Origin of the sequence: Sphaerobacter sp. (genome assembly GCF_019683595.1) — a bacterium.
In the GTDB taxonomy this organism is placed as follows: Bacteria; Chloroflexota; Chloroflexia; order Thermomicrobiales; family Thermomicrobiaceae; genus Sphaerobacter.
The window spans coordinates 22,612-45,519 of record NZ_JADGHZ010000009.1; the positions used below are offsets into that span (position 1 = coordinate 22,612).

Annotated in this window: 17 protein-coding genes and 1 pseudogene; 8 read left to right on the forward strand and 10 right to left on the reverse strand. The window is 65.7% G+C overall.

Translation table 11 applies throughout. The features are described 5' to 3' along the window. Window positions 1-340: 340 nt before the first annotated feature. The 6 genes from aceB to IRZ30_RS01995 form a co-directional block, all read right to left on the reverse strand. Window positions 341-1,915 carry a malate synthase A gene (gene aceB, locus IRZ30_RS01970; RefSeq protein WP_366945309.1) on the reverse strand — a complete coding sequence of 525 codons (1,575 nt, stop codon included), beginning with the start codon at window positions 1,913-1,915 and terminating at the stop codon, window positions 341-343. Window positions 1,916-1,986: 71 nt separating this feature from the next. Then, complete coding sequence (locus IRZ30_RS01975) at window positions 1,987-2,403, reverse strand: DUF3830 family protein (protein WP_294082377.1); 417 nt, start codon at window positions 2,401-2,403, stop codon at window positions 1,987-1,989. A gap of 211 nt (window positions 2,404-2,614) precedes the next feature. Beyond that, the gene (locus IRZ30_RS01980; RefSeq protein WP_273031425.1) at window positions 2,615-4,882 is read right to left on the reverse strand and encodes a UvrD-helicase domain-containing protein; all 2,268 of its coding nucleotides are present in this window, start codon (window positions 4,880-4,882) and stop codon (window positions 2,615-2,617) included. Window positions 4,883-5,118: 236 nt separating this feature from the next. After that, window positions 5,119-6,594 carry an aldehyde dehydrogenase family protein gene (locus IRZ30_RS01985; RefSeq protein WP_294082385.1) on the reverse strand — a complete coding sequence of 492 codons (1,476 nt, stop codon included), beginning with the start codon at window positions 6,592-6,594 and terminating at the stop codon, window positions 5,119-5,121. Between the two features lie 293 nt (window positions 6,595-6,887). After that, window positions 6,888-8,264: a M20/M25/M40 family metallo-hydrolase gene (locus IRZ30_RS01990; RefSeq protein ID WP_294082387.1), complete on the reverse strand. Its 1,377-nt coding sequence runs from the start codon at window positions 8,262-8,264 to the stop codon at window positions 6,888-6,890. Between the two features lie 1,169 nt (window positions 8,265-9,433). Continuing rightward, window positions 9,434-9,556: a hypothetical protein gene (locus IRZ30_RS01995; RefSeq protein WP_294082389.1), complete on the reverse strand. Its 123-nt coding sequence runs from the start codon at window positions 9,554-9,556 to the stop codon at window positions 9,434-9,436. Between the two features lie 175 nt (window positions 9,557-9,731). On the opposite strand from IRZ30_RS01995, the gene IRZ30_RS02000 reads away from it, so the two are divergent. Then, on the forward strand, window positions 9,732-10,583 hold the full coding sequence (locus IRZ30_RS02000; RefSeq protein ID WP_294082391.1) for a creatininase family protein: 852 nt from the start codon (window positions 9,732-9,734) through the stop codon (window positions 10,581-10,583). 87 nt (window positions 10,584-10,670) lie between these two features. Here the strand turns inward: IRZ30_RS02000 and IRZ30_RS02005 are convergent, their stop codons facing one another. Together IRZ30_RS02005 and IRZ30_RS02010 are read right to left on the reverse strand one after the other, a co-directional pair. Beyond that, window positions 10,671-11,807, reverse strand: coding sequence for a mandelate racemase/muconate lactonizing enzyme family protein (locus tag IRZ30_RS02005; RefSeq protein WP_294082393.1), 1,137 nt, complete (start codon window positions 11,805-11,807; stop codon window positions 10,671-10,673). A gap of 52 nt (window positions 11,808-11,859) precedes the next feature. Then, window positions 11,860-12,681, reverse strand: coding sequence for a creatininase family protein (locus IRZ30_RS02010; protein WP_294082395.1), 822 nt, complete (start codon window positions 12,679-12,681; stop codon window positions 11,860-11,862). Window positions 12,682-12,972: 291 nt separating this feature from the next. Here IRZ30_RS02010 and IRZ30_RS02015 point away from each other — a divergent pair, with 291 nt between their 5' ends. From IRZ30_RS02015 to IRZ30_RS02045, 7 genes are all read left to right on the forward strand, one after another. Continuing rightward, window positions 12,973-14,670 (forward strand): ABC transporter substrate-binding protein, encoded by a 1,698-nt coding sequence (locus IRZ30_RS02015; RefSeq protein ID WP_294082397.1) that lies wholly within the window; start codon window positions 12,973-12,975, stop codon window positions 14,668-14,670. A gap of 41 nt (window positions 14,671-14,711) precedes the next feature. Beyond that, the gene (locus IRZ30_RS02020) at window positions 14,712-15,659 is read left to right on the forward strand and encodes an ABC transporter permease (protein ID WP_294082398.1); all 948 of its coding nucleotides are present in this window, start codon (window positions 14,712-14,714) and stop codon (window positions 15,657-15,659) included. After that, a complete protein-coding gene (locus IRZ30_RS02025) occupies window positions 15,652-16,548 on the forward strand; it encodes an ABC transporter permease (RefSeq protein ID WP_294082400.1) in 897 nt (298 codons plus the stop codon). The genes IRZ30_RS02020 and IRZ30_RS02025 overlap by 8 nt, the downstream gene beginning before the upstream one ends. A gap of 75 nt (window positions 16,549-16,623) precedes the next feature. Beyond that, window positions 16,624-17,622 carry a C-terminal binding protein gene (locus tag IRZ30_RS02030; protein WP_294082402.1) on the forward strand — a complete coding sequence of 333 codons (999 nt, stop codon included), beginning with the start codon at window positions 16,624-16,626 and terminating at the stop codon, window positions 17,620-17,622. Window positions 17,623-17,769: 147 nt separating this feature from the next. Further along, complete coding sequence (locus IRZ30_RS02035) at window positions 17,770-19,380, forward strand: thiamine pyrophosphate-binding protein (RefSeq protein WP_294082404.1); 1,611 nt, start codon at window positions 17,770-17,772, stop codon at window positions 19,378-19,380. A 24-nt stretch (window positions 19,381-19,404) separates the two neighbouring features. Further along, window positions 19,405-20,481 carry an Ldh family oxidoreductase gene (locus IRZ30_RS02040; protein WP_294082406.1) on the forward strand — a complete coding sequence of 359 codons (1,077 nt, stop codon included), beginning with the start codon at window positions 19,405-19,407 and terminating at the stop codon, window positions 20,479-20,481. 116 nt (window positions 20,482-20,597) lie between these two features. Continuing rightward, the gene (locus IRZ30_RS02045) at window positions 20,598-21,335 is read left to right on the forward strand and encodes a GNAT family protein (RefSeq protein ID WP_294082407.1); all 738 of its coding nucleotides are present in this window, start codon (window positions 20,598-20,600) and stop codon (window positions 21,333-21,335) included. Between the two features lie 143 nt (window positions 21,336-21,478). Here the strand turns inward: IRZ30_RS02045 and IRZ30_RS02050 are convergent, their stop codons facing one another. After that, window positions 21,479-22,066: an NUDIX hydrolase gene (locus IRZ30_RS02050; RefSeq protein WP_294082408.1), complete on the reverse strand. Its 588-nt coding sequence runs from the start codon at window positions 22,064-22,066 to the stop codon at window positions 21,479-21,481. Between the two features lie 69 nt (window positions 22,067-22,135). Further along, window positions 22,136-22,908, reverse strand: a pseudogene (locus tag IRZ30_RS02055) (hypothetical protein); the annotation flags it as partial.

Genomic DNA, 22,908 nt, shown 5'->3' on the forward strand with positions numbered 1-22,908 from the left:
CGCGCGGGCTGAAGCGCGCCCGGAACCACCGCTCGGTGTTAGGCGTCCACCGTCCAGCCCGTGCCCGGGGCTCAAGCCGCCGGGCTGAATAAGGTAAGCCCACTGAAGGGGCTGCGATGGCTACCGACAGGCGGATCCTGTTCGGCACCCCGCAGGGCGCCCAATCCCTAGCCCCTTCAGTGGACTTTGTCTTGTCAGCCCGGGGCTTGAGCCCCGGGCACGTGCCGACTCCGTTGCGCGGCGGCTCCGATGCGAATCCGATGCGAAATGGTGTGACTCCGCCGGGATTCCGGCGGAGTCGGAGCGCGACATAAATTTGATCGCTTCGGAGAACGGGCAATCACTCCAGCCGCGCGTAGGCTGGGACGGTCAGGAATTCGGTGAACGACTCGCTCAGCACCAACGAATCCAGGATCTCCGCCGCGTCCGCATAGCGCTGCGTCTCGCGCCCGCCGAGCTTCGCGAGTTCCTCGTCCCGGATCCGTTCGTAGCGCTCGGCGGTGAACTGCCCACCTCCAGCGGTGCGGGCACCGTGATGGAGCCACTGCCAGAGCTGCGCCCGCGAGATCTCGGCTGTGGCGGCGTCCTCCATCAGGTTGAAGATCGCCGCGGCACCGACGCCCTGCAGCCAGGAGTTGATGTACTGCAGCGCCACGCTCACGTTGTTGCGGATGCCCTCCTCGGTGATCGTGCCGCCCGGCACCTGGAAGGCGAGCAGGTCCGCTGCCGTCACCTGCACGTCCTCCCGCAGCCGATCCTTCTGATTGGGTCGATCGCCGAGGATCCGGTCGAACTCCGCCTGCGCCACCGGCACCAAGTCCGGGTGGGCCACCCAGGTGCCGTCGAAGCCGTCGCCCGCCTCGCGCTCCTTGTCCTCCCGCACCTTGGCCAGCGCCACCTCATTCACCTTCGGGTCACGGCGGCTCGGGATGAACGCCGCCATGCCGCCGATCGCGTGGGCGCCGCGCCGGTGGCACGTCCGCACCAGCAACTCGGTGTAGGCGCGCATGAACGGCACCGTCATGGTCACCTGCGCCCGGTCGGGCAGGATCGCGTCGGGCCGGTCGCGGAACGTCTTGATCACGCTGAAGATGTAGTCCCACCGCCCCGCGTTCAGCCCGGATGCGTGCTCGCGGAGTTCGTAGAGGATCTCGTCCATCTCGAACGCGGCCCAGATCGTCTCGACCAGCACCGTCGCCCGGATCGTCCCCTGCGGGATGCCGAGCGCGTCCTGTGCCGAGCGGAAGACGTCGTTCCAGAGGCGCGCTTCGAGATGGCCCTGTAACTTCGGCAGGTAGAAGTACGGCCCGCTCCCGCGTGCGATCAACTCGGCAGCGTTGTGGAAGAAGTAGAGGCCGAAGTCGAACAGGCTGGCCGAGATCGGCTGCCCGTCCACCTCGACGTGCCGCTCCACCAGGTGCCAGCCGCGCGGTCGCACCACCAGCGTCGCTATCTCGTCCCGCAGCTCATAGCGCCGCCCGTCGGGGTTTTCGAACGAGATCGTGCGCCGCACCGCATCCCGCAGGTTGCGCTGCCCCTCCACGACGTTGGCCCACGTCGGCGAGTTGGCGTCCTCGAAGTCGGCCATGAAGACCTTGGCACCGGAGTTGAGCGCGTTGATGATCATCTTGCGGTCGACCGGCCCGGTGATCTCCACCCGCCGGTCGTTCAAGTCGGCCGGGGCGGGGGCGACGGACCACTCACCTTCGCGCACATCGCGCGTCTCCGGCAGGAAGTCGAGCGTGCCCCCGGCCAGGATCTTCGCCTGCCGCTCCTGCCGCAGGCGCAGCAGCTCCTCCCGCCGCGGGTTGAACTCCCGGTGCAGCCGCTCGACAAAGGCCAGTGCCTCCGGCGTGAGGATCTCCGCGTACTCGCTCGTCATCGGCCCCACGACACGGATCCCGTTCGCCATCATGAGCCTCCCTCCGACGACGCTGAAACGACACCTCACGATGAGCCGAACACCGGGGGCGGCCGGGCCCGCGCTCAGTCCAGCGCGGTGAACGTAATGTCCTGGGCGCCCTCCCAGACCACCAGCCGGCCGAGCTCCGGGAGCCGCTCCCGCCCCTCGACGATGGTCAGGAAGTGATTTCCCGCCAGTTGCCCCAGCTTACTGGCAAAGCAGGTAGGACCGTAGGGTACCAGAATTTCCGTCTCGCTGTAGCCACCGGGGTAGAAGAGGATCTCGCCCGGAGCCGGATAGCTCGTCGCGTTCTCGAACCCGACGCCGAGCTGGAAGTCCCCAAGCGGCACCCAGGCCGACTCACCGCTCCACCGTGCCTGGATCAGCTTGCTCTCGAACGGAAGTATCGCGCGGAACGCCGCGCACGTCTTCGGCGCTGCCGCTTCCTCCCAGCGCGCGACGAACTCCAGCGCACCCACCGTGATCCGAACCTGGGCCATCCCTCATCCTCTCGCCATACCCACACGGCCACCCAACACCGCGCCTCGCACACCGGCTCACCACCCGGCAGCGCGATATTCGCACAGCGCGGGCTAATCATCCACGTGCCCCGGGCTACAGGTCAGACCCGATTCCGGCAAGCCGCCCTCTCCCCAATCGACATGACTGGGAACAGGGATCGAGCGGGGAATGGCTGTTGGACGCGACTGGTTATCGCACATCCCACGGGTCGCCACCGAGACCATCCAGAAGCGGGGACCTGGCGGTCATCGGTACCACCACCGCCAGCGCCTCGGTTGCTCGCGTCATCGCGACGTAAGCAGTGCGTCGCCACCGGTCGATGAGTTCCTGCCGCTCCTCAGGAACCTCCACATTCCTAAGCCCTGGCACGGCCCAGGTCATGCTGGTGACGGCAACGATGGGGAACTCTTGGCCCTTCGCGTTGGACCATGTCATGACTGGTACTTCCGACCGCGCGAAGTTGATCGAATCACCGCGCCTGACGAAGCGCGCGTCTAGACCAAGTCGGAGAAGCTCATCAGTAACGATCTCTGCTTCCCGATTGGTCGGAACGAGGACCGCGCAATCTTGTCGCTGAGCTCCAATGGTGTCCATCGCTTCTTCCAGCCACTCCACCAGAGCAGGGTATATGAGCTGAGGACTGCGGACTCGCAGTAGGGCCGGGAGGCGTTCTGTGCGCTGACGCCGGTGGCTCTCGATAAGGGTGCCGTCCGGTACACCGGCGCCACCGTGCTGGAGGTAGGCTGCCGCAGCGCGGTGGATACCCGGAGTTCCACGGTGCCCTCGCCGCAGCGTCCAGCCCTTGACCGATGAGGATAAGGTGGAGAGCACTTGTTGCCAGCGCATTCCACCCCAGTAGATCGACTGACCGGTATCGCCGACCAGCAGAACCCACTCCGGGGACCGGCACAAACTGAGAACCACCTGGAGACTCAAGGGATTCAGGTCCTGCACCTCGTCCACGAGCACAGCATCATACGCCTCGGGGGCCAGCCCCTCGCGCGCTGCCTGGAGTGCCTTCCGCCGTGCCAGTGCCCAGGTAGTTCGGCCTTCTTCAGCGAGCAAGCGATAAAACGTTTCACGGAGGCGCCAAACTGCCGCACGCTGCACCTGGGTCAGCCCGATCCCCCGGCCTTTTCGATCCGCGGTGAGGAACTTCTCCAATGACTCGATCCCCTGGTTCTCGATAATCACCTCGATCTCTTGCAAGAGATAGGCATTGCTCAGCTTAGCCAAGGCGCGGGCCTCCCGGCGCAGTTGCGCCGCCTCGGGCGATAGGAGTTGGGCGAACGCCTCCTGCCGAGCCCGCTCGAACAGCGTGCCCAACCACTCATCATCGGCGATCTGGAGATCGGGCTCTTGACAGCGAGCGAGTTTGATGACCAGTGAGTCGACGGTGCTCACTCTGACCCGGCCAGCATCTGGACCAAGCACGATCCGCAACTGATCCTCGGCCACTTTCGCCAGCGAGCGCGTGTAGGTCACGTAGAGGAGCCTGGGGAAGCGGATGCCACGTGCCCGCGCCGACTCGAGGAATGCCCTCGTCGCATACAGTGCGACCGTCGTCTTGCCGCTACCCGGACCACCGCGCACCACGAACGGTCCAGGACCGTTAGCGATCGCCTGGACGATCTCCTGCTGCTGCGGGTCCAGCCGCAAGCGCCATTGGAGCGGTGCCTGACCACGCTCCCACTCGATGAGGTCAAGTTCGCAGAGATCATCGATGATGTACGCGGGCGCATCGAGCGCAGCGTCCAGGCTCGGTGCGGAGTCATCGATCTCCTCATCTTCTTCATCTTCCGGCCAGAGTGCATCGATGACTGCTTCGATCACCTCCGGCGGCACCGTTGCGCCCAGCAGTTGTCCTTCCGTTCGACACTCGAGCAGGATCGCGCGCTGGTTAGGATCAGTGATCCCGATCCGGTCGAGAAGATCCGGTGTGATCGGGGGGGAGAGAAGGTCATCCGCATCGTCGGCAAGCGCATCATGGGGGCGTTCCGGCAACGGGGGCATATCGCCGGGATGTTGTTCCGGATGCGAGTCACCAGGCTCGGTACCCGACGTGACGTCGACGGCGTGGTGGATCGACTCCGCCCACACCGTATCGGAATGCGGCCCGATCACGCTGGCGAGTAGCAACTCCGAGCCATCGATCAGCCGGTAGGGCGCCTCAGCGTCAACCGGGAGCTCTCCTCGGTACACGTCGCGTCGGTGCCCGACCGTCAGCACCGTGACATCGTACCCTTCCCAGCGGTAGAGAACGCGATACGGATGCACTTTCAAGCGATACACGTCTTGATAGCCTTGATAACGAACCTTGGCCCTGCCGTCGGGCCGCGGATCAAGGCGTAGCTCTTCTATCCGTCGCAAGATGCGCTTCTTGTGATCCGGCGGTAGCTCTGCCAACTCGTAGAGAAACTGGGTTGTCAGCGAGAGAGTAGACGCCACACTCGCCATCGCCCACCTCCCGGGCGATCGGTCCGCGCCGAATTGCGAGCGTATTGCTCACTGCGCAATCGAAGTATCCAATCCCCCTGCGCATGATGTCAATGTAGTTGAATGGGCGTACGTACATGCGTGACAAGATGATAAACTGCGTGGATAAGATACCAATACGTCAGGGTTCCAGTAACGAAAGCCGCGCCTGCCAGGGTCGACAGGCGCGGCTTAAGCCGTTCGACGCGTGCTCAGACCTACGCCGGCGGCAGATCCAAATACACCGTCTTCGTCTGGGTGAAGAACTCCATCGCCGCGCGGCCTTGCTCGCGCGAGTAGGAGCTGGACCCCTTCATGCCGCCGAACGGCACGTGCGGCTCGGCCCCGGCGGTCTCCGAGTTCACGTGCACGATGCCCGCCTCGACCGAGCGGATGAAGTGGAACGCCTTGCGGATATCGCGCGTGATGATCGAGGCGCTCAGCCCGAAGTCGACGCCGTTGGCGATCTCGATGGCCTCGTCCAGCGACCGGGCGCGGATCACGCCGACGACCGGCCCGAAGATCTCCTCCTGGGCGATGCGCATCGTCGGTTCGACGTCGGCAAAGACCGTGGGGGCGACGAAGAAACCGTGCTTGTGCTCCGGCCCGGTCAGCGGCTCGCCGCCGGTCAGGAGCTTCGCCCCCTCCTGCTTGCCGATCTCGATGTAGCGCAGCACCGACTCGCGCCGCTCCTCGGAGACCAGCGGTCCCATGTACGTCGCCGGGTCGATCCCGGGACCGACCGTGATCGACTTGGCACGCTCCACCAGCGCCTCGGTGAACTCCTTCAGCAGCGGCTCGGCGACGATCACCCGGCTGGTGGCGGTGCACTTTTGCCCGGTCGAGCGCATCGCGCCGGAGGTGACGATCTCGACCGCCTGCGCCAGATCGGCGTCCTCGGCGATGACCACCGGGTTCTTCCCGCCCAGTTCGAGCTGCACCTTGGCGCCGCGAGCGGTCGCGATCTGGTACAGGTGCCGGCCGACAGCGTTGGAGCCGGTGAAGGTGATGGCGTTCACCTTCGGGTGACGGGCGAGCGCCTCACCGACCACCTGGCCGGGGCCATGCACCAGGTTGAGCACGCCGGCTGGCAGCCCCGCCTCGGCGAACACCTCCGTGATCAGGTGGGCCGTCAGCGGGGTCAACTCGGCCGGCTTGAACACCGCCGTGTTGCCGTAGGCAAGGCAGGGAGCCAGCTTCCAGATCGGGATCGCGACCGGGAAGTTCCACGGGGTGATGACCCCGACGACCCCCACCGGGACCCGCTCGGTGTAGAGGAAGGTGTCGGGGTTGGCGCTGGCGTAGTTCTCCCCGATCGGCCGCAGCGGCTCCCCGGCGTAGAAGCGGAGGATCTGCACGCCGCGCAGCACCTCGCCCACGCCCTCGCCGATGGTCTTCCCCTCCTCGCGGGTCAAGACCTCGCCGATCTCCTGGGCGCGCCGCTCCAGGATCTCCGCAGCTTTGGTCAGGATGGCGCTGCGCTGGGGACCGGAGGTCCGCCGCCAGGCGGGCAGCGCCTCCGCGGCCGCCTCAACGGCCCGCGCGACGTCCTCCTCGCTGGAGCGGGGGAACTCGCCCAGCACCTCGCGGGTGTCGGCCGGGTTCTGGTTCGGCCGGAGTTCCGCCCCGCTGGGCATCACCCACTCGCCACCGATGTAGTTCCGAAAGCGGGTTTCGGTCGCCTGCGCACTCATGCTCGTGACTCCTTCGCTGCACCGGGGAACGCATCCGTGCCGCTACCGGCCGGATATGCCGTGTTTGCCTCCGCGCTACCGATAGCACAGGGCACGATGCCGGGCAAGCAGGCTGCCCGGTGCCGTCTCCCGGCCCGCGTGGGTGCAAGCCGCCGGTGACTCTTCCCATCCCCAGCCGGCCCGTTAGGAGAGGGGTGGGTTAGAGACCCACCCCATGCGAGCGCGGACAACTTGACAGAACATTCGACACGCACACCGGCCAGGCAGGGAAGGGCACAGGCGAGTAGCGGCCCCTAGGCCCGAAGCTGTGCCGGGTCCAGCTTCGCCACGCGGTCGAAGACCAGGGCGCTGGCGACGATGCCGTTCAGGAAGCACTCGACCGTGATGTTCTCGTTCGGCGAGTGGTTGTTCTCGTCGTAGTTCGCGTAGGTGGCCCAGATCACCGGCAGCTTCAGCGTCTCGGCGAAGAGATAGCTCGGGGCGGCCGCACCCAGCACCGGCTTGACCACCGGCTCGACCCCGTAGGCGTCGGCGAGCGCTGCCACGATCGCCTGCGACACCGGCAATTCCGGCGAGGTCTTCTGTGGTTTGGAGCGGGAGAGCAGGCGCACCTCGACCTCAGGAGCGTAGCGGCGCACGTGCCGGGCGACCTTGGCGAAGATGTCGTCGGGGTCCTGATCGGCCACCAGCCGCGCCTCCAGGCGCACCACGGCCTCCGACGGCAGCACGCCCTTCACGCCCGGGCCGGTGTAGCCGCACGCCATGCCGCTGATCGTCAGGGTCGGCTGGAACATCAACTGCTCGTACCACGACAGGTCGGGCGGACCGGCGAAGGCGCTGATCCCCAGGTCCCGCTTGACTTCCTCAGGGTCGAACGGGATGCGCTCCAGCAGCTTCCGCTCGTAGGGGGTCGGAGGCACCACGCGGTCGTAGAAGCCCTCGATCGCCACCCGCTCGTCGGGGAGGCGCATCGTGTGCAGCAGCTCGACCAGCGTCCAGGCCGGGTTGGGCACCGGCCCGCCGAACTCGCCCGAGTGCAGGTCGCGGTTGGCCCCGCGGGCGACGAGTTCGATGCCGACCACGCCCCGCACGCCGAAGAAGACCACCGGGCGACCCGAGGGGTGCATCGGCCCGTCGGCCGCGTAGAACACGTCCGCCCGGAGCAGGTCGGCGTGCTCCCGCAGGAACGCGGGCAGGCTCGGGCTGAGGCTCTCTTCCTCGCCCTCGAAGATGAACTTGAGGTTGACCTTCGGCATCAGCCCCAGGTCCGCGAGTAGCTTGACCGCCAGGACGTGGGTAAGCAGTTGGCCCTTGTTGTCGCCCGTGCCCCGGGCGTAGATCCGGCCGTCGCGGATCGCCGGCTCGAACGGCGGCGAGATCCAGGCCTCGTACGGCTCCGGCGGCTGCACGTCGTAGTGCCCGTAGACCAGCAGGGTGTTGGTAGCGCCCTCGACCGGATACTCACCGTAGACCACCGGGTGACCGGCGGTCGGGATCACCCGCGCCGCGATGCCGTGCTCCTCCATGATGTCGCGCAGCACCTCGGCACACTCGGCCACACCCAGCCCCTGGGCGCTGACCGACGGCTGCCGGAGCAGCCGGAAGAGCGTCTCGATCAGCGCCGGCTTGTGCGCCTCGATGCTCGCGCGAACCTGCTCGCTAAGTGACATAATATCCCCCTCCGCCTCACCAGAACCGGTGCGCCGCCCGTGCCCGGCGCGCGCCGCCACGGTACCCGGCCATCCCGGCTTCGGCAAGCCGTTACGGGGTGTCACACAGGTGCCATAATTCGTCGTGGACATGTCTGGAGAGACCTGACGTCAGGAGCGCTTCGTGAGCTGGGCGCCGCACTACAACGTGGGTCGGCCGTACCCCGAAACCATGTACGCAGCACTGCACGGCGTGCTGCAGCTCCACCCATGGTGGAACCCAGCCACCACAGTCGCCGCTCGACGCCCTCGGCTGGCTGGCCGCCTTCCTGGCCCATACGCCTGTGTCCACGGCGTTAACAGACCCCTCATGCTCACGGCCGCCCGCGGAGGGGAATCACAGGCCCCAGAGCGGCTCGTGATACATTGCGGATAAGGGAGGTTATCCGCAATAATGCCCTTCCCCTTCGGCCCGGAAGGACCAGGGCGATGTCTGGTGACTGTCTGGTGAAAGGATCCCAGTCCTGCGTCAGGCGCCCGGGGCTAAAGCCGCCGGGCTCACAAGAAAAGCCGGCTAAAGCCGGCTGGGAAACGATCTGACGTGCGGCCACCGGAGCCGCCAACTGGGACGGCGCAGAACTGGGAAACGAACCATGGCCCACCTATGACACCGGTGATGGTAAGTGGATCCCCGCACACCACCCGGTCGGCTCCCAGTCCTCAGCCGGCTTATGGAGTTTGACGAATTAATCCTGCATACCAGCCCGCGCCGTCTCCCGCCCGCCTCAACCGGCGCGTGCGGCTGCCGAACGGATCCGAGATGGGTGGTGGAAAGAGCCCGTGCCGTGGTCGGTGCCCGGGGCTAAAGCCGCCGGGCCCGGGCCGAGCGGCGCGCGGTTAACCCCAAGGTGTGGGCCCGGTCCCCCCGCCCGCTTCAGCCGGCTTTGCTGGTCAGCCCGGCGGCTTTAGCCCCGGGCACACGCCACGCCGCTGGAGCCGTCACACCACCCGCCGTGGACACCGACGGCAACATGCGACCATCCGAACCCGGCCCGTCACTACCACATCCCACCTCAGTTCCCGGCTCCTGCCCGCTCCACAGGTCCAGCCACGCCGCCCACGCACTCCAGCCCGGTCCTGCCCTGCCCTCTTCATTCGATCCAGGCGTTATGTCTACTCTCGCGCGGAGATCATCCCAAGTACCCGTGCTCCCGCAGCCGCTCCTCACACAGCAGCAACGCCGGCGCGCTCTGGCCGCCGGCGATGCGGCCGGTGCGGGCCAGGCGCAGGGTCTCCCCTACCGACACGGGCACGGTCTCGATCCGCTCCGTTTGCGGAGCTCCGTCGGATCGACGCTCCGGTGCTGCGCAGCCGGTCATGAACGCGGCGCTCGCTGCGGATCGAAGTCCCGCGATCGTCTGTTAGAATGAAACCTATCCACACACCGTACCCTTAGCGTCGCTGTAGCTATCGTGCTAGGAGGACGACATGGCATCCAGCGCGCATAGTACGCCCAGCGTTAAGTATCGCTATGGCGAAATGACCTGGCCCGAAATCCGCGAGGCTGCTGCGGCGGGAAGGGTTGCGATCCTCCCGGTAGCAACCATCGAGGACCACGGGTATCACCTTCCCGTTGATACCGATGTGCTCCTCTGTACGACCGTCTGCGAGCGCGGGGCGGCGCTCATCCCCGACGAGTGCGTTCTGGTGCCGCCGGTGATCCACGGCTACAGCCCACACCACATGGACTTCCCAGGCACCTTGAGTATTGATGGGCACACGTTTATCAAGTACGTCCTCGACATCACCAAGAGCCTTGCCCACCATGGCTTCACCCGGATTCTGATCGTCAACGGACATGGCAGTAACACGCCTTTCTGCGAGATCATCGCGCGGCTGACGGTGATCGAGACCGCCGGGAACGCGATCGCCATGGCGGTCAATCACTGGGGCCTGAACACGGTTCGCGAGGTGGTCGAACAGATCCGAGAATCGGCCCCCGGCGGGATGTCCCACGCCTGTGAGCTGGAGACCTCGATGTATCTGGCAATCAAGCCGGAGCTCGTGGACATGAGCAAGGCCGTGGCCGAGGTGAACCCCTACCCGACGACCTCGATCCCGGCATGGACCGACCTCGTCGCGGGGCGGCCACCCACCTCGTCAGCCGTGGCCTGGATGCCCTATTGGAGTACCTTCAGCCAGAGCGGCGTGCGTGGGGACGCGACACTCGCAACGCGGGAGAAGGGGGAGCAGATCCTCGCTGCTGCTGCGGAGGGATTGGCTGCCCTGGTGCGGGAGCTGCGGCAGCTCGAGGTCGGCCCCCGCGTGGATCACCACTGATCGCAGCGCTTCACCGATCCATATGAGCACTGGGCGGGGATGGGGCAACCGCACCCCCGCCCAGTTAGTGTCATGCTGGTTGCGACCTTATCCGTCGAGAAGGCGCCGACCGCCGGTGTACCGTGCGACGGCGTCCCAATCCAGCTCGATGCCGAGGCCCGGCGTGTCGGGAATCGGGAGCATGCCGTCCGCGTCGAGCTGCCAGCGATCGGCGACGATCTCATCGATATAGGCTGAGCCAGTCTTGTATTCGACGAGAGTGGTGTCCGCGAGGGCGCTCGCCAACTGCAAGTCGGCCGCGAGGCCGATCGCCGTGTTCCAGCCGTGTGGGATCAGCCGGACGCCAAGCTCTTGGGCGAAGAGCCCAATCCGCCGGGACTCGCTCAGCCCGCCCACCTTCGTGGCGTCTGGCTGGACCACATCGAGCGCGCCGGCCGTCAGCCAGGGGACGAAGCTTTGTCGCCGGGTGAGCACCTCCCCTGCTGCGATGGGAACCGTTGTTGCCTGGCGCAGGGCAACGTAGCTATCAGGGTCATCGGGGCCGAGCGGTTCTTCAAACCAGGCGACGTCGTAGCTCTCTAGCATCTCGGCCGTTCGGATCGCCCATTTCAAGCCCGGTTTCCAGAAGGCATCGCTCCCACCGGCGTCGACCATCAAGAGGGCATCGGGGCCGACGGCGGTGCGGGCCGCCCGGACGATCGCCTCGTCGAGCTTGCTATCACGGCGACCGAATGGTCCCCAGCCGATCTTGAACGCACGAAACCCCTGCTCTTTGAGTTGCCCCAGATGTTCGGCGAGGCGCTCGGGTTCCTCCATCAACACCGAGGCGTAGGGTTGCACACGCGTCCGGTAGCGGCCGCCGAGCAGGCGACCCACCGGTTGCCCGGTGACTTTCCCCAGGATGTCCCACAGGGCGATGTCGATGCCGCTGATCGTATGGGTGATCGAACCGCCCCGACCGAGCCAGAACGTCGTCTGGTGCAGCTTTTCGGTAACGCGCTCCGGCTCCAAGGCGGATTCCCCCAGGCAGAGGGGGCGGAGTTCCGCCAAGGCGGCCTCGACGAGGGTATCGCTGGAGAACACGCTGCCCAGTCCGGTGACCCCCTCATCGGTCGTGACCGCGATGAGCGTGTGGAGGCAATCGTCGGGGCCAACCTCGTAGGTCCAACCACTCTCTGGGGTGGCACCTCGGAGCCCGACCGCACGAATGTCCCGAATCTTCATGTGGCCCCCTCTCACACCGTGCACGGCGTCGGCGGTGTGCACCCCGCGTTGACTACCATCGAATGTGTCCTTGTACCTCGCCGAGGTGCTGGTCGCGCCGCTCATTGATCGGCCACTGCCGCAACTCGTCGACGATGCCGATGAGCTTCGTGACCGCTGCCTCGAAGATGACCTGTCCCTTCTCCGCCGTCGCCGCCGTGGCATCGCCATGGACCCCGAGGGTCGTCCACCGGCTCCAATAGTCGTTGAAGCGCACAGGGTAGTTCGCGGTGCTGTCCGAACTCATATAGGTGCCCATGACGTCGTTGTCGGCGCCAGCCAGCTCCATCCGCACCCGTTCGGGCGCGAGATGAAGGTAGAGGGACGTTTCGAACTCGTCGGCGTGGGCGACGACCGGCGTCTCCTGTACTTCGGCGAAGGCGTCGAGGGCGAGCGTGATGTAGTGGACCGCCGCGCAGAGCGAGCGCGTCTCCAGGGTAATCTTCCGCGCCACGATGTCGATCAAGGGCACATTCGACCCGTGCCCATTGACGATCAGCATCTTCTCGAAGCCGTGGTAGGCCACGCTCTTCAGAACGTTGACGCAGAACGCGATGAAGGTTTCGGGTTCGATGTGGATCGTCCCGGGGAAATCGATGTGGTGGAGGTTCAGGCCGTAGGGGATGGGTGGCAGGACGAGCACGCGATCGGCAGCGCGGCGACCGACCTCAAGGCAGATGGATTCGGCCAGGAAGAGATCGACGTCGAGGGGGAGGTGCCGCCCATGCTGTTCCGTCGACCCGGTCGGCAGGATGACCACTTTCTTCATTGCGATCGCGTCGTTCATCTCGGGCCAGGTGAGCCGGTTGTACCGGTATTCGGTCGTTGCGGACATCGCGTCGATCCTCCTCCCGCCGCTCGGGTCCGCCACCAGGGCAGATTCGACCGGCCGAAAAGACGACGGTCGTCACCGGAACGGTGTGTCACCGCCGCTTGTGCGATTCCGCCGATTGCGGAGCCTCAGGGGTTCATGAATGGTTGAATGATACCGAAGATTTGGGTTATTGACAACGAATTGGCCGGACCTTATACTGGATCCTAACGTCTCACAAACCAATACGTACCGTCCGTTCGGCTCATCCGGACGATAGGGTGATGAGTTCGCGGAGGAGGAGTCATGGCTGGGGTGCCTGACCGCAGACTGGACGACCGGCGTTTTCCGCGACGGACGATGCTCAAGGGCGGACTCCTGGTGCTCAGTGGCGGGATCACAGGCGGCCTCCTGGCTGCCTGTGGGCAAAGTCCGAGCCAGGCCCAGCCGACCGCGACCACCGCTGACTCAACCTCCTCCGGCACGACACCTGCCGCCGCCACCCAACCCGCAAGTGGCTCATCATCCGCGTCGCCGACGGCGAGCGGGTCCGCGACGGGAGCCGGGGAGCCGAAACCGGGCGGGATCCTGCAGGGGGCGTTTGAGCTCGATCCTCTGAGCCTCGACCCCCACACGAACTCGAATTTCTCGTCCCTCCAGGGCTTCGAACATTGCTATGAGAGCCTGACGACGTACGACGAGGAGATGAACGTCATCCCTGCGCTTGCCGAGCAATGGGAGATCGCGGAGGACGGCCTGACCTACACGTTCACCTTGCGCCCCGACGTGAAGTTCCATAACGGGAAGACGATGACCGGGGATGACGTCAAGTACAGCATTGAGCGTGTCCTCAACCCAGAAACGGCCTCGCCCTGGCGGAGCTGGCTCTCCGCGATCAACGAGATCACCGTCGTGGAGCCGCTGCTGGTTGAGATGAAGCTCAGCGAACCATACCCGGATCTTCTCAGTTCGTTCGCCGCGATGCGGGCGTCCGCGATCATTCCCGAGGGCCTGGCGGAGGAAGTCAACCTGCAGACCACGGCAGTGGGGACCGGGCCGTTCAAGCTCGTCGAGTATGTGCCGCAGGATCACATCACCTATGAACGCTTCGACGAGTATTGGGGCCAGCCCCTCCCCTACCTGGACGGGATGGTCTTCAAGATCTTGAGCGAAGAGAACGTGCGGCTGGCCGCGCTGCAGGCGGGGCAGATCAAGTATGCGGCGATCAGTGCCCAGGGCGCGGAACAGCTCAAGAACGCGAGCAACATTCAGGTGCTGCAGAGTCCGTATGCCTGGGTGGATCTAACCTATGTCAATGTTTCCCGCCCGCCACTGAATGATGCGCGTGTTCGCCGCGCGATGCGCATGGCGGTCAATACGAACGAGATGATCCAGAAGGGCGTCTTCGGCGCCGGTGTCCCCTCCGGCCCCGTGCCCACCGGCTACGGTGACTGGTACCTGGATCCTGAGTCGCTTCCCTACCTCGAACCAGACATCGAAGGCGCGAAGGCGCTGCTCGCCGAGGCCGGCTATGCCGGCGAACGGCTGGTGATCAACTGTTCCCCGCAGTATCCCGATTTCGTCGCCAACGCGGTGGTGATGCAACAGGCCTTCCAGGCCATTGGGATGAACGTCGAGATCAACCAGATGGAGTGGGGCGCGCAGAACGCGGCCTATAACGCCAAGGATTATGACCTCAGCAACTCGGCGAACACCTTCCGCCCCGGCCCCGATGGTTACATCTACGCCTACTTCCACACCGACGGGAACCTCAACTCGGGCTATTCCAATCCCGAGCTGGACACCCTCATCGAACAGGCTCGGTCGACCAGCGACCACGACGAGCGCGTGAGACTCTACACCCAGATTCAGCAAATGCTGCTCGAGGAAAGCCCCGACTTCTGGTGGTATGTCAAGTACAACATCGAGGCGGTGGCGAACGACCTCCAAGGGTACGTGCAGTCGTTCACGGGGCGCCGGATGTTCCTCAAACAAGCCTGGCTCAACGAGTAGGCGAAGACGATCCCTTCAGAGTGAGGGGAGACGAAGCGCGAATGCATCACGTGATCCGGCGCCTGGTCGCGACGATCGTGACGTTGTTCGGTGTCTCCATCTTGATCTTCGGCCTGGTGCGCCTGCTCCCGGGGGACATCGCCACCATCATCGCGGGTTCGGAAGGGCAACTCTCTGCCGAGCAGCGGGAAGCCGTCCTGCGAGAATTCGGACTGGATCGGTCCCTGCCGGTTCAGTACGGCCTGTGGATCTGGAATATGGTGCAGGGGAACTTTGGCTGGTCCTTCCGGAACGGCGAGCCGGTGGCCACGTTGCTCTTCTCGCGCCTGCCCCTGACCATTGAGCTGGCCGTCCTCTCGGTGGCGCTTTCCTCGGTGTTCGGCCTGATCTTCGGAGTCATCGCGAGCATCAGCCAGCGGAAAGGCGTAAAGCTCGGCACGCAAGTGTTCGGATTGCTCGGGCTCTCCGTGCCCGACTTCTGGATCGGGGTGCTGTTGATCATTGCGGCCTCGCAGATCTTCCACTGGCTGCCGCCACTCACCTACGCCACGCTCTGGAAGCAACCCTTGGCGAATCTGCAGCAGATGGTCTTGCCCGTGCTCGCCCTCTCGTTCGGGCTGGGGGCGGTGACCATGCGCATGACGCGTTCGTCCATGCTCGAGGTTCTGGGTGAGGAGTTCGTCAAGGTGGGGCGGGCCAAAGGGCTTTCCGAATCGGCCATTCTCCTCCGCTATGCCCTTCGCAACGCCTTCATCCCGATCGTGACCATCCTCGGGTTGCAGATGGGGGTGCTCTTGGGGGGCGTGGTGATTATCGAGCAAGTCTTCGGTCTGCCGGGACTCGGTTGGACGCTGCTCAACGGGGTCTATCAGCGCGACTATCCGGTGGTGCAAGGGGCGGTGATGTTGTTCGCCGTCGGCTTCGCGTTGGTCAACCTGCTCGTCGATATCGTCTACACCTACCTCGATCCGAGGATCCGACATGTTTGATGGAGTGGCCCAGAGCAAGCCCATCGTCATTCATGAGCCAACGGCCCGCCGGCGGACGCTGGCCCAGTGGGGCCGGGCCGTCCGGCAGAGTCCGGCAACGATGATCGGGGCGGTGCTGGTGATCGGCCTGGTGCTGGTGGCGCTCGCCGCGCCGTTGATCGCGCCGTACCCACCGGCTGCACAGATCGACCTGCCCCTGCTCCGTCCGGGCCAGGGCTACTGGCTGGGGACCGACGAGTTCGGGCGCGATGAGCTGAGCCGCCTGGTGTATGGCGCCCGCGTCTCGCTCTACGTCGGCTTCCTCTCGGTCACGATCGCGTTGGCGCTGGGCGCGACCTCCGGCATCGTCGCCGGCTACTACGGCGGGCACATCGACAATGTGATCATGCGCCTGATGGATGTCCTCTTTTCGCTCCCGGCGATCGTCCTCGCGATCGCCATCACCGCGATCCTGGGGCCCAGCCTGACGAACGCGCTCATCGCGATTGGGCTCGTGTATGCGCCGCGGTTCGCCCGCGTCACCCGCGGTCCGACGTTGACCGTGGCACAGTTGCCCTACATCGAAGCCGCTCGCACGATCGGGGTATCGAACCGCACGATCATGCTGCGCCACGTGCTGCCGAACATCTCAGCCCCGCTCATCGTGCAAATCACGATCTCGCTCTCGACGGCGATCCTGACCGAGGCCGCATTGAGTTTTCTCGGTCTCGGAACCCAGCCGCCGACTCCCTCGTGGGGACTAATGCTGAGCACCGCTCGCCAATACATGCTGCTTGACGCCTGGATTGCAGTGCTGCCGGGCGCGGCGATCGCACTCGCTGTGCTCGGATTCAATCTACTCGGTGACGGTCTGCGCGACATCCTCGACCCGCGCATCCGGACACTCTGACGCCAACAGTCGCAGCCGGATGCGCGCATCGATTGGCAGCGGCCGGACACGGGCCGCCGAGAGGAGCATCAGGTTATGTCGTTCCGCATCATCCGCACGACCGTGTTCCCCCACGCGCCCGAATCGACCCTGCCTGAGGAGCGCCATATTCTGGGGGATGTCGATGCCGAGGTCGTGCCCGTGACGGTGCAGAGCCCGGACGAGCTCGCCGAGGCGGCACGGGGCGCCGATGGAGTCATCACCAGCAACGTTCCCGTGACCGAAGCGGTGATCAACGCGATGAACCCGTGCCGCGGCATCGTCACGGCCAGCGTGGGCTTCGACCACATTGATCTCGAGACGGCCACCGCGCGTGGCATTCCGGTCGCCCATGTCCCCGACTTTTGCTCTCGTGAGGTCGCCGATCACACAATCGGGCTATTGCTCGCCTGTGTGCGCAAGATCACCGAGCTCAACAATGCCCTGCACGCTGGTATCTGGGATCGAACCGCCCTCTCGCCGATGATGCCGATCTATGGAAAAACGCTGGGGCTGATCGGTCTGGGACGCATCGGCCGAGAGGTAGCCCGCCGCGCAGCCGCGTTCGACCTCCGCCTCATCGCACATGACCCGTATGTCTCGCAAGAGGTAGCGGACCGATACGGGGTCGAACTCGTGTCGTTGGAGCAGCTCCTTCGCGAGAGTCACTTCGTCTCGATCCATACCCCGCTCACCCCTGAGACACGTCATCTCCTGAGTGACCCACAGTTCGCGCTGATGAAGGAGAGTGCGCTGGTCTTCAACACCGCCCGTGGGCCGGTGATTGATGAAGCTGCCTTGATTCGTGCCCTGGAATCGGGCCGGATCGCCGGTGCGGGCCTGGACGTCTTCGAGCAGGAGCCGGTCGCGCCCGATAACCCGCTCTTGGGTATGGCGAATGTGGTGGTGACGCCCCATGCGGGTGGGTATTCCGAGGAGTCGATCCGGACGGTCCGGCGCCTGGCCGCGGAGGAAATGGCCCGCATGCTCCGTGGCCAGCAGCCACGCAATTTGGTCAATCGGGAGCTCATTGCGCGCTGGCAGACCGCTGGGTAGCCGCCGCACGTGAACGAGCTGCGGAGGATCACGCATCTCTGCATCGCCGTTCACGGATTGCCGGCCGGGATGGCGCAGGATCCGGCCGGTGACCGGCTTCTCCGTCGTCCGTGATCTGTGCCACTGGCATCCTGAGAGGAGCACCAGATGCAAATGTCCGGTGGGCAAGCGATTGTCGAGACCTTACGCGCGGGCGGCGTCGATACGGTCTTCGGCATCCCCGGTGTGCACAACCTGGCGATCTACGACGCCCTCTCCCGAACACCGGAGATAACCCACATCGTGTGTCGCCATGAACAGGGGGCTGGGTTTGCGGCCGATGGCTATGCCCGGACGTCGGGGAAGCCTGGCGTGTTCATTACCACCACGGGGCCGGGTGCCACCAATGCGTTCACGGCGCTTGGCGAGGCCTGGAGTGAGTCATCCCCGGTCTTGCATCTCGCCTCTCAGTTGGCGACCAACCTCATTGACGCCGAACGCGGGGTCGTCCATGAACTGGTCGATCAGACGGGAACCTTCCGCAACGTGACGCGGATCAATAAGAGCGTGCGCGAACTGGCGCGCGTGTCGCCCGCCGTCGCGGAAGCGCTGACGGCGATTCAAAGTGGTCGGCCGCGTCCCGCCTACCTCGACTTCCCAGAAGACATCTTGAATGCCGTCGATGACGTGACCGTGTGCTCACCCGCGGCCCCGGAGATCCCCGAACCGGATCCCGCACTCGTACGACGGGCCGCCGAGCGGCTCGGGCGGGCGCGTCGGCCGGTCATTCTCGCGGGTGCGGGCGTCCATCGGTCCGGAGCGTGGGTAGAGCTCCTGCGGGTGGCGGAGGCGCTGCAGGCGCCGGTGTTCGAGACGGCGCCGGGACGCGGGGCGATTCCGAATGACCACCCCCTGTCGGTCGGCGGCCGTTGGACCGGTGATCCGCGGCTGAGCCGCTTCTTGAGCGATTCCGACGTGCTCCTGGCCGTTGGCACGCGGCTCGGTGGTGGTTCGACCGCCAACTGGACGCTGGAGCTCCCGCCGCTGATTCATCTCGACGTGGATCCGGACGTCATCAACCTGAACTACCCGGCTGATGTGGCGATCGTCGGTGATGCGCGGGTGTCGCTCGGGCAGCTCTATGAGTCCCTCATGGATGGGGGCGCACGCTCCGATGGTCAGTGGGCGGCTACGGCCCGTGGGCTGGCTGAGCAGGTCGACGCCGAGATGCGCGCGGCGCATCCGATCGCGATGGGTGTGATTGATAGCCTGCGGGCAGCGTTGGATCGTGATGCCATCGTCACCAACGACAGCCTGATCCAGTACTGGACGGCCCGGCACTTCCCGGTTTACACGCCGCGCTCCTATCACATCCCGTGGATCTACGGCACGCTGGGAACCGCACTCCCCTTCGCGATCGGTGCCGCCGTCGCCGCGCCCGATCGGCAGGTCGTGGCCATCGGCGGTGACGGCGCGTTCATGTTCACCTGTGGTGAGCTGGCGACCGCCATCCAAGCCGGGGCGAACGTTGTCTGCGTCGTCTGCAACGACCAGGGCTACAACGCCATGCGTCGCTATCAACGGCTGCGCTACGGCGATCGAATCTTCGCCAGTGATCTGGTGACCCCCGATTTCGCGGCGCTCGCCGAGAGTTTCGGTGCGCTCGGCATCCGGCTGCAAGCACCCGACGAGCTTGAGGCGGCGCTCCGCACCGCGCTCGCCGCCAAGCGGGTTGCGGTCATCGACCTCCCGCTCTCGCTCGACCTGCCCTGGCGTTAGATAGGGGTCAGAACGGAGAGACGCATGACCACCGTCTGGTGCGCGGCTGAGCCGCTTGAGACGTTCGTCCGCGAAACCTGTTGTGCCCTCGGTACCCCGGAGGACATCGCGGCCGAGGTTGCCCATCATCTCGTACGCGCCAACCTGTCCGGTCACGATTCGCACGGCGTCCTTCGCCTGCCGTGGTATGCGAGCCAGATCAAGAACGGTGAGCTCATCCCGCAGGCTCGCCCAACCATCGTCCGGGAAACGGCGGGGACCGCCCTGTTCGATTCTGGGTTCGGGTTCGGGCATTACGCCACCCGGGTGGTGCTCGACTGGACGCTTGCGCGCGCCAAGCAACAGGGCGTGGCCAGCGCCGCGATCCGCAATTTCACGCATATCGGTCGTTTGGGGGAGTATGCCGAGCATGGAGCAGAGCAAGGCCTGGTCACGCTGGTCACCATCGGGACGGCGGGCCCCGACAATGGTTGGGTTGCGCCCTTCGGTGGCCGTGGCCGCTTCTTGGGGACCAACCCCTGGGCGATCGGCGTCCCCGCTGCTGGTCGACTTCCTATGGTCTACGACGCCGCCACCTCGACGATCGCCGAGGGCAAGGTGCGCCAGGCCCAGGCGAAGGGATTGCCCCTGCCGCCTGGGAGTATCCTCGATCAGCACGGCGCGCCAAGCGATGTACCCGGTGATCTGTACGACGGTGGAATGCTCCTGCCCCTGGGTGGATCCGTCGCGGGGCACAAGGGATATGGATTTGCGCTCGCGGCGGCGCTCCTCGGCGGTTTGGCCATGAGCGCGGACGGTGCGCGAGATCCCGATGACCCCGCCATGCAGAACATCAGTGGTGTGTTGGTGCTTGTGCTTGATCCCGCGGCCTTTGGCAGCGCTGCACACTTCGCGGAACGGGCGGGGGCGGTCCTCGATGCCGCCACGCGGGTGGAACCGGTCCCGGGCGTCGAACGCGTCCTCGTCCCGGGTGAGCCGGAGGCGCAGGCCCGCAGCGAGCGTCACCGGTCCGGGATCCCAATCCCGGAGCCCGTCTGGCGGGAACTCGAGCAACTGGCAGCTCAGTTCGCGGTGGAGCTGCCGGAACACCGCGTGGAGTGACGTCGGGCGCCCTGGCACTCCCGCCGTATCGGCCTTCCGCTCCTCAGGCTCCGTCGGCTACGATGCGGGTGGCTACGGTGGGGGCCATCATGTGCATCGTATCGGAAAGGACGATTGTGAGCGAGACACTCGGAGAGCGCCAGCTATCGGGCGACGTGGTCGACCCACTTCCACCAGGGCTCTACCCGGCGCGGGTTCCGCTTGACGGGCGCTACGCACGGGTGGAGCCGTTGCATCCGATCGACCACGCACAGGAGTTGTGGGACGCGTCGCACGACGCGCCAACGGACGTGACCGATCGGATCTGGGACTACCTGCCGTACGGCCCATTCCCCAGCTTCGACGCGTTTCGGGCCTGGCTACGAACCTGCTCGGCATCGGCCGATCCGACCTTCTTCGCGATTCGCGACGGGCGGACCGGCAAAGCCGCGGGGATGGCGAGCTATTTGAACATCCGCCCCAGCGACGGCGTCATCGAGATCGGCCACATCTGGCTGGCACCCTCGCTACAGCGGAGCCGGGAGGCGACCGAGGCCCTCTACCTCATGATCCGACATGCGATCGACGATCTCGGCTATCGCCGGGTGGAGTGGAAATGTAACGCGCTCAATGAGCCTTCACGCCGGGCAGCCGCCCGACTCGGCTTCGCCTACGAAGGGACCTTCTATCGGCACGTGATCGTGAAGGGGCGGAACCGCGACACCGCGTGGTTCTCGATCCTCGCCGAGGAGTGGCCGCCCATCCGGGCGAACTTCGAGGCCTGGCTGGCACCGGAGAACTTTGATGCGGACGGCCGGCAGATCCAGTCGCTCGGGGAGATGAACCGGGCACTACGCGAGGGCCACCCCCGCTGAGGGCCGCCGAGCCCCTTCGATTGCGTTATGTCCGCCACGGTCAGGCGGGAGAGCCCTGCCGTCCCGGATGAGCTGCTACACCGTCACACCGGAGCGGTCGCTGCAACGCCGACGGCATGCTTCGCGGACCGGTGGTGCCGGCGTCAGTCGAGGTAGCCGCGCTGCCGCAGCCGCTCCTCGCACAGCAGCAGCGCCAGCGCGCTCTGCCCGTCGGCGATGCGGCCGGTGCGGGCCAGGTGCAGGGCCTCCCCCACCGGCACGGGCAGGATCTCGATCCGCTCCGTCGCCTCGTGCCGCGGCGTCTGACCCAACTCCACCCCGAGTGCCAGGAACACGTGGCACTCCTGGGCGCTGTGCGTCACGCTCGGGTGGAACGAGCCGATCCGCTCAATCGTGGCGCAGGTGCCGCCGACCTCCTCCAGCAGTTCCTCCCGCGCCAGGTCCGCCAGCGGCACCCCCGGCCGGTCGTGCGTCCCCCCAGCCGGAACCTCCAGACACCAGGCATCCACCGGGTAGCGGTACTGGCGGATCAGCACCACCCGCCCGTCATCGGTCACCGGCACCACGAACACACCGGGCGGCTGGTCGAGATACGTGTAGGTGATCCGCTCATCGCCGATGGCGATATCGTCCTGCCGCAGGCGGAGCCAGGGCGTCGTAAAGGGCCGGCGCGTCGCCACCGTCCGCCAGCCCAGCCCCCGCGCCACCGGCTTGTCGGTCGTCTCAGTCATACGTCAGTCACGCGTCATGCGTCACGCGATAGGGAGCACGCATCACGCGGGCAGCATGACACAAGCCCTTCACACCTCCCACACCCGCAACTCCGCGAATCCCGACGGTCGCAGCCGCTCAAACTCCTCCTGCCGCACCTTCATGTACCGCCATCGCGTGCCCGTCAATGCCGTCGCGTTCTCGCACCACAGCCGCGCCGCTTGGTCTTTGAACGTCACCTCGGGCGTCTCCACACCCTTCGTCTCGATCAGCCAGTGCTCCCCGTCCGTCAGTCTGGCCACGAAATCCGGATAGTAGTACCGCAGGTTCGCCGACCCGTCCGTATACTCGATACTGAACCCGAATTGCTCGGGTAGCTTCGCGAAGGCCGCCACATCCTCCGTCTCGTCCAACCACCGCGCGAACGCCTGCTCGAAGCGGTTTTCACACGGCACCAGGTTGAACACGCACTTCTTCGCCGCATACGTCGCTCGCGAGTACGGAAACGGATCGGAATCAGAAAGCGCCCGCGCCGGAGCCAGCAACTCCGGCTCGACCGTCTCGATCAGAACATCCTTGAGTGCCGTGCGGAACGCCCGGCGCACTGCCTCTGCCGCCATGTTTCGGCTCATCGCACGCAGCACAGCCGGCTGCTCAAGATCCACTCGCCGCCCGAACGCCTTCTCTTCAAAGAATGCACGCACCTTCGGCACCAGATGCGCGAACTGTGACGGCAGCTTTAAGTCGTTCGCGATCAACTGCGCGTAGTACCCGATCACCTCCTGCGGCGTCTGGGGATCGGGAACGCTGTACTCTGCATCGACCACCTTCTCATCAGTCAGGATGTCGTAGCCCTCATACC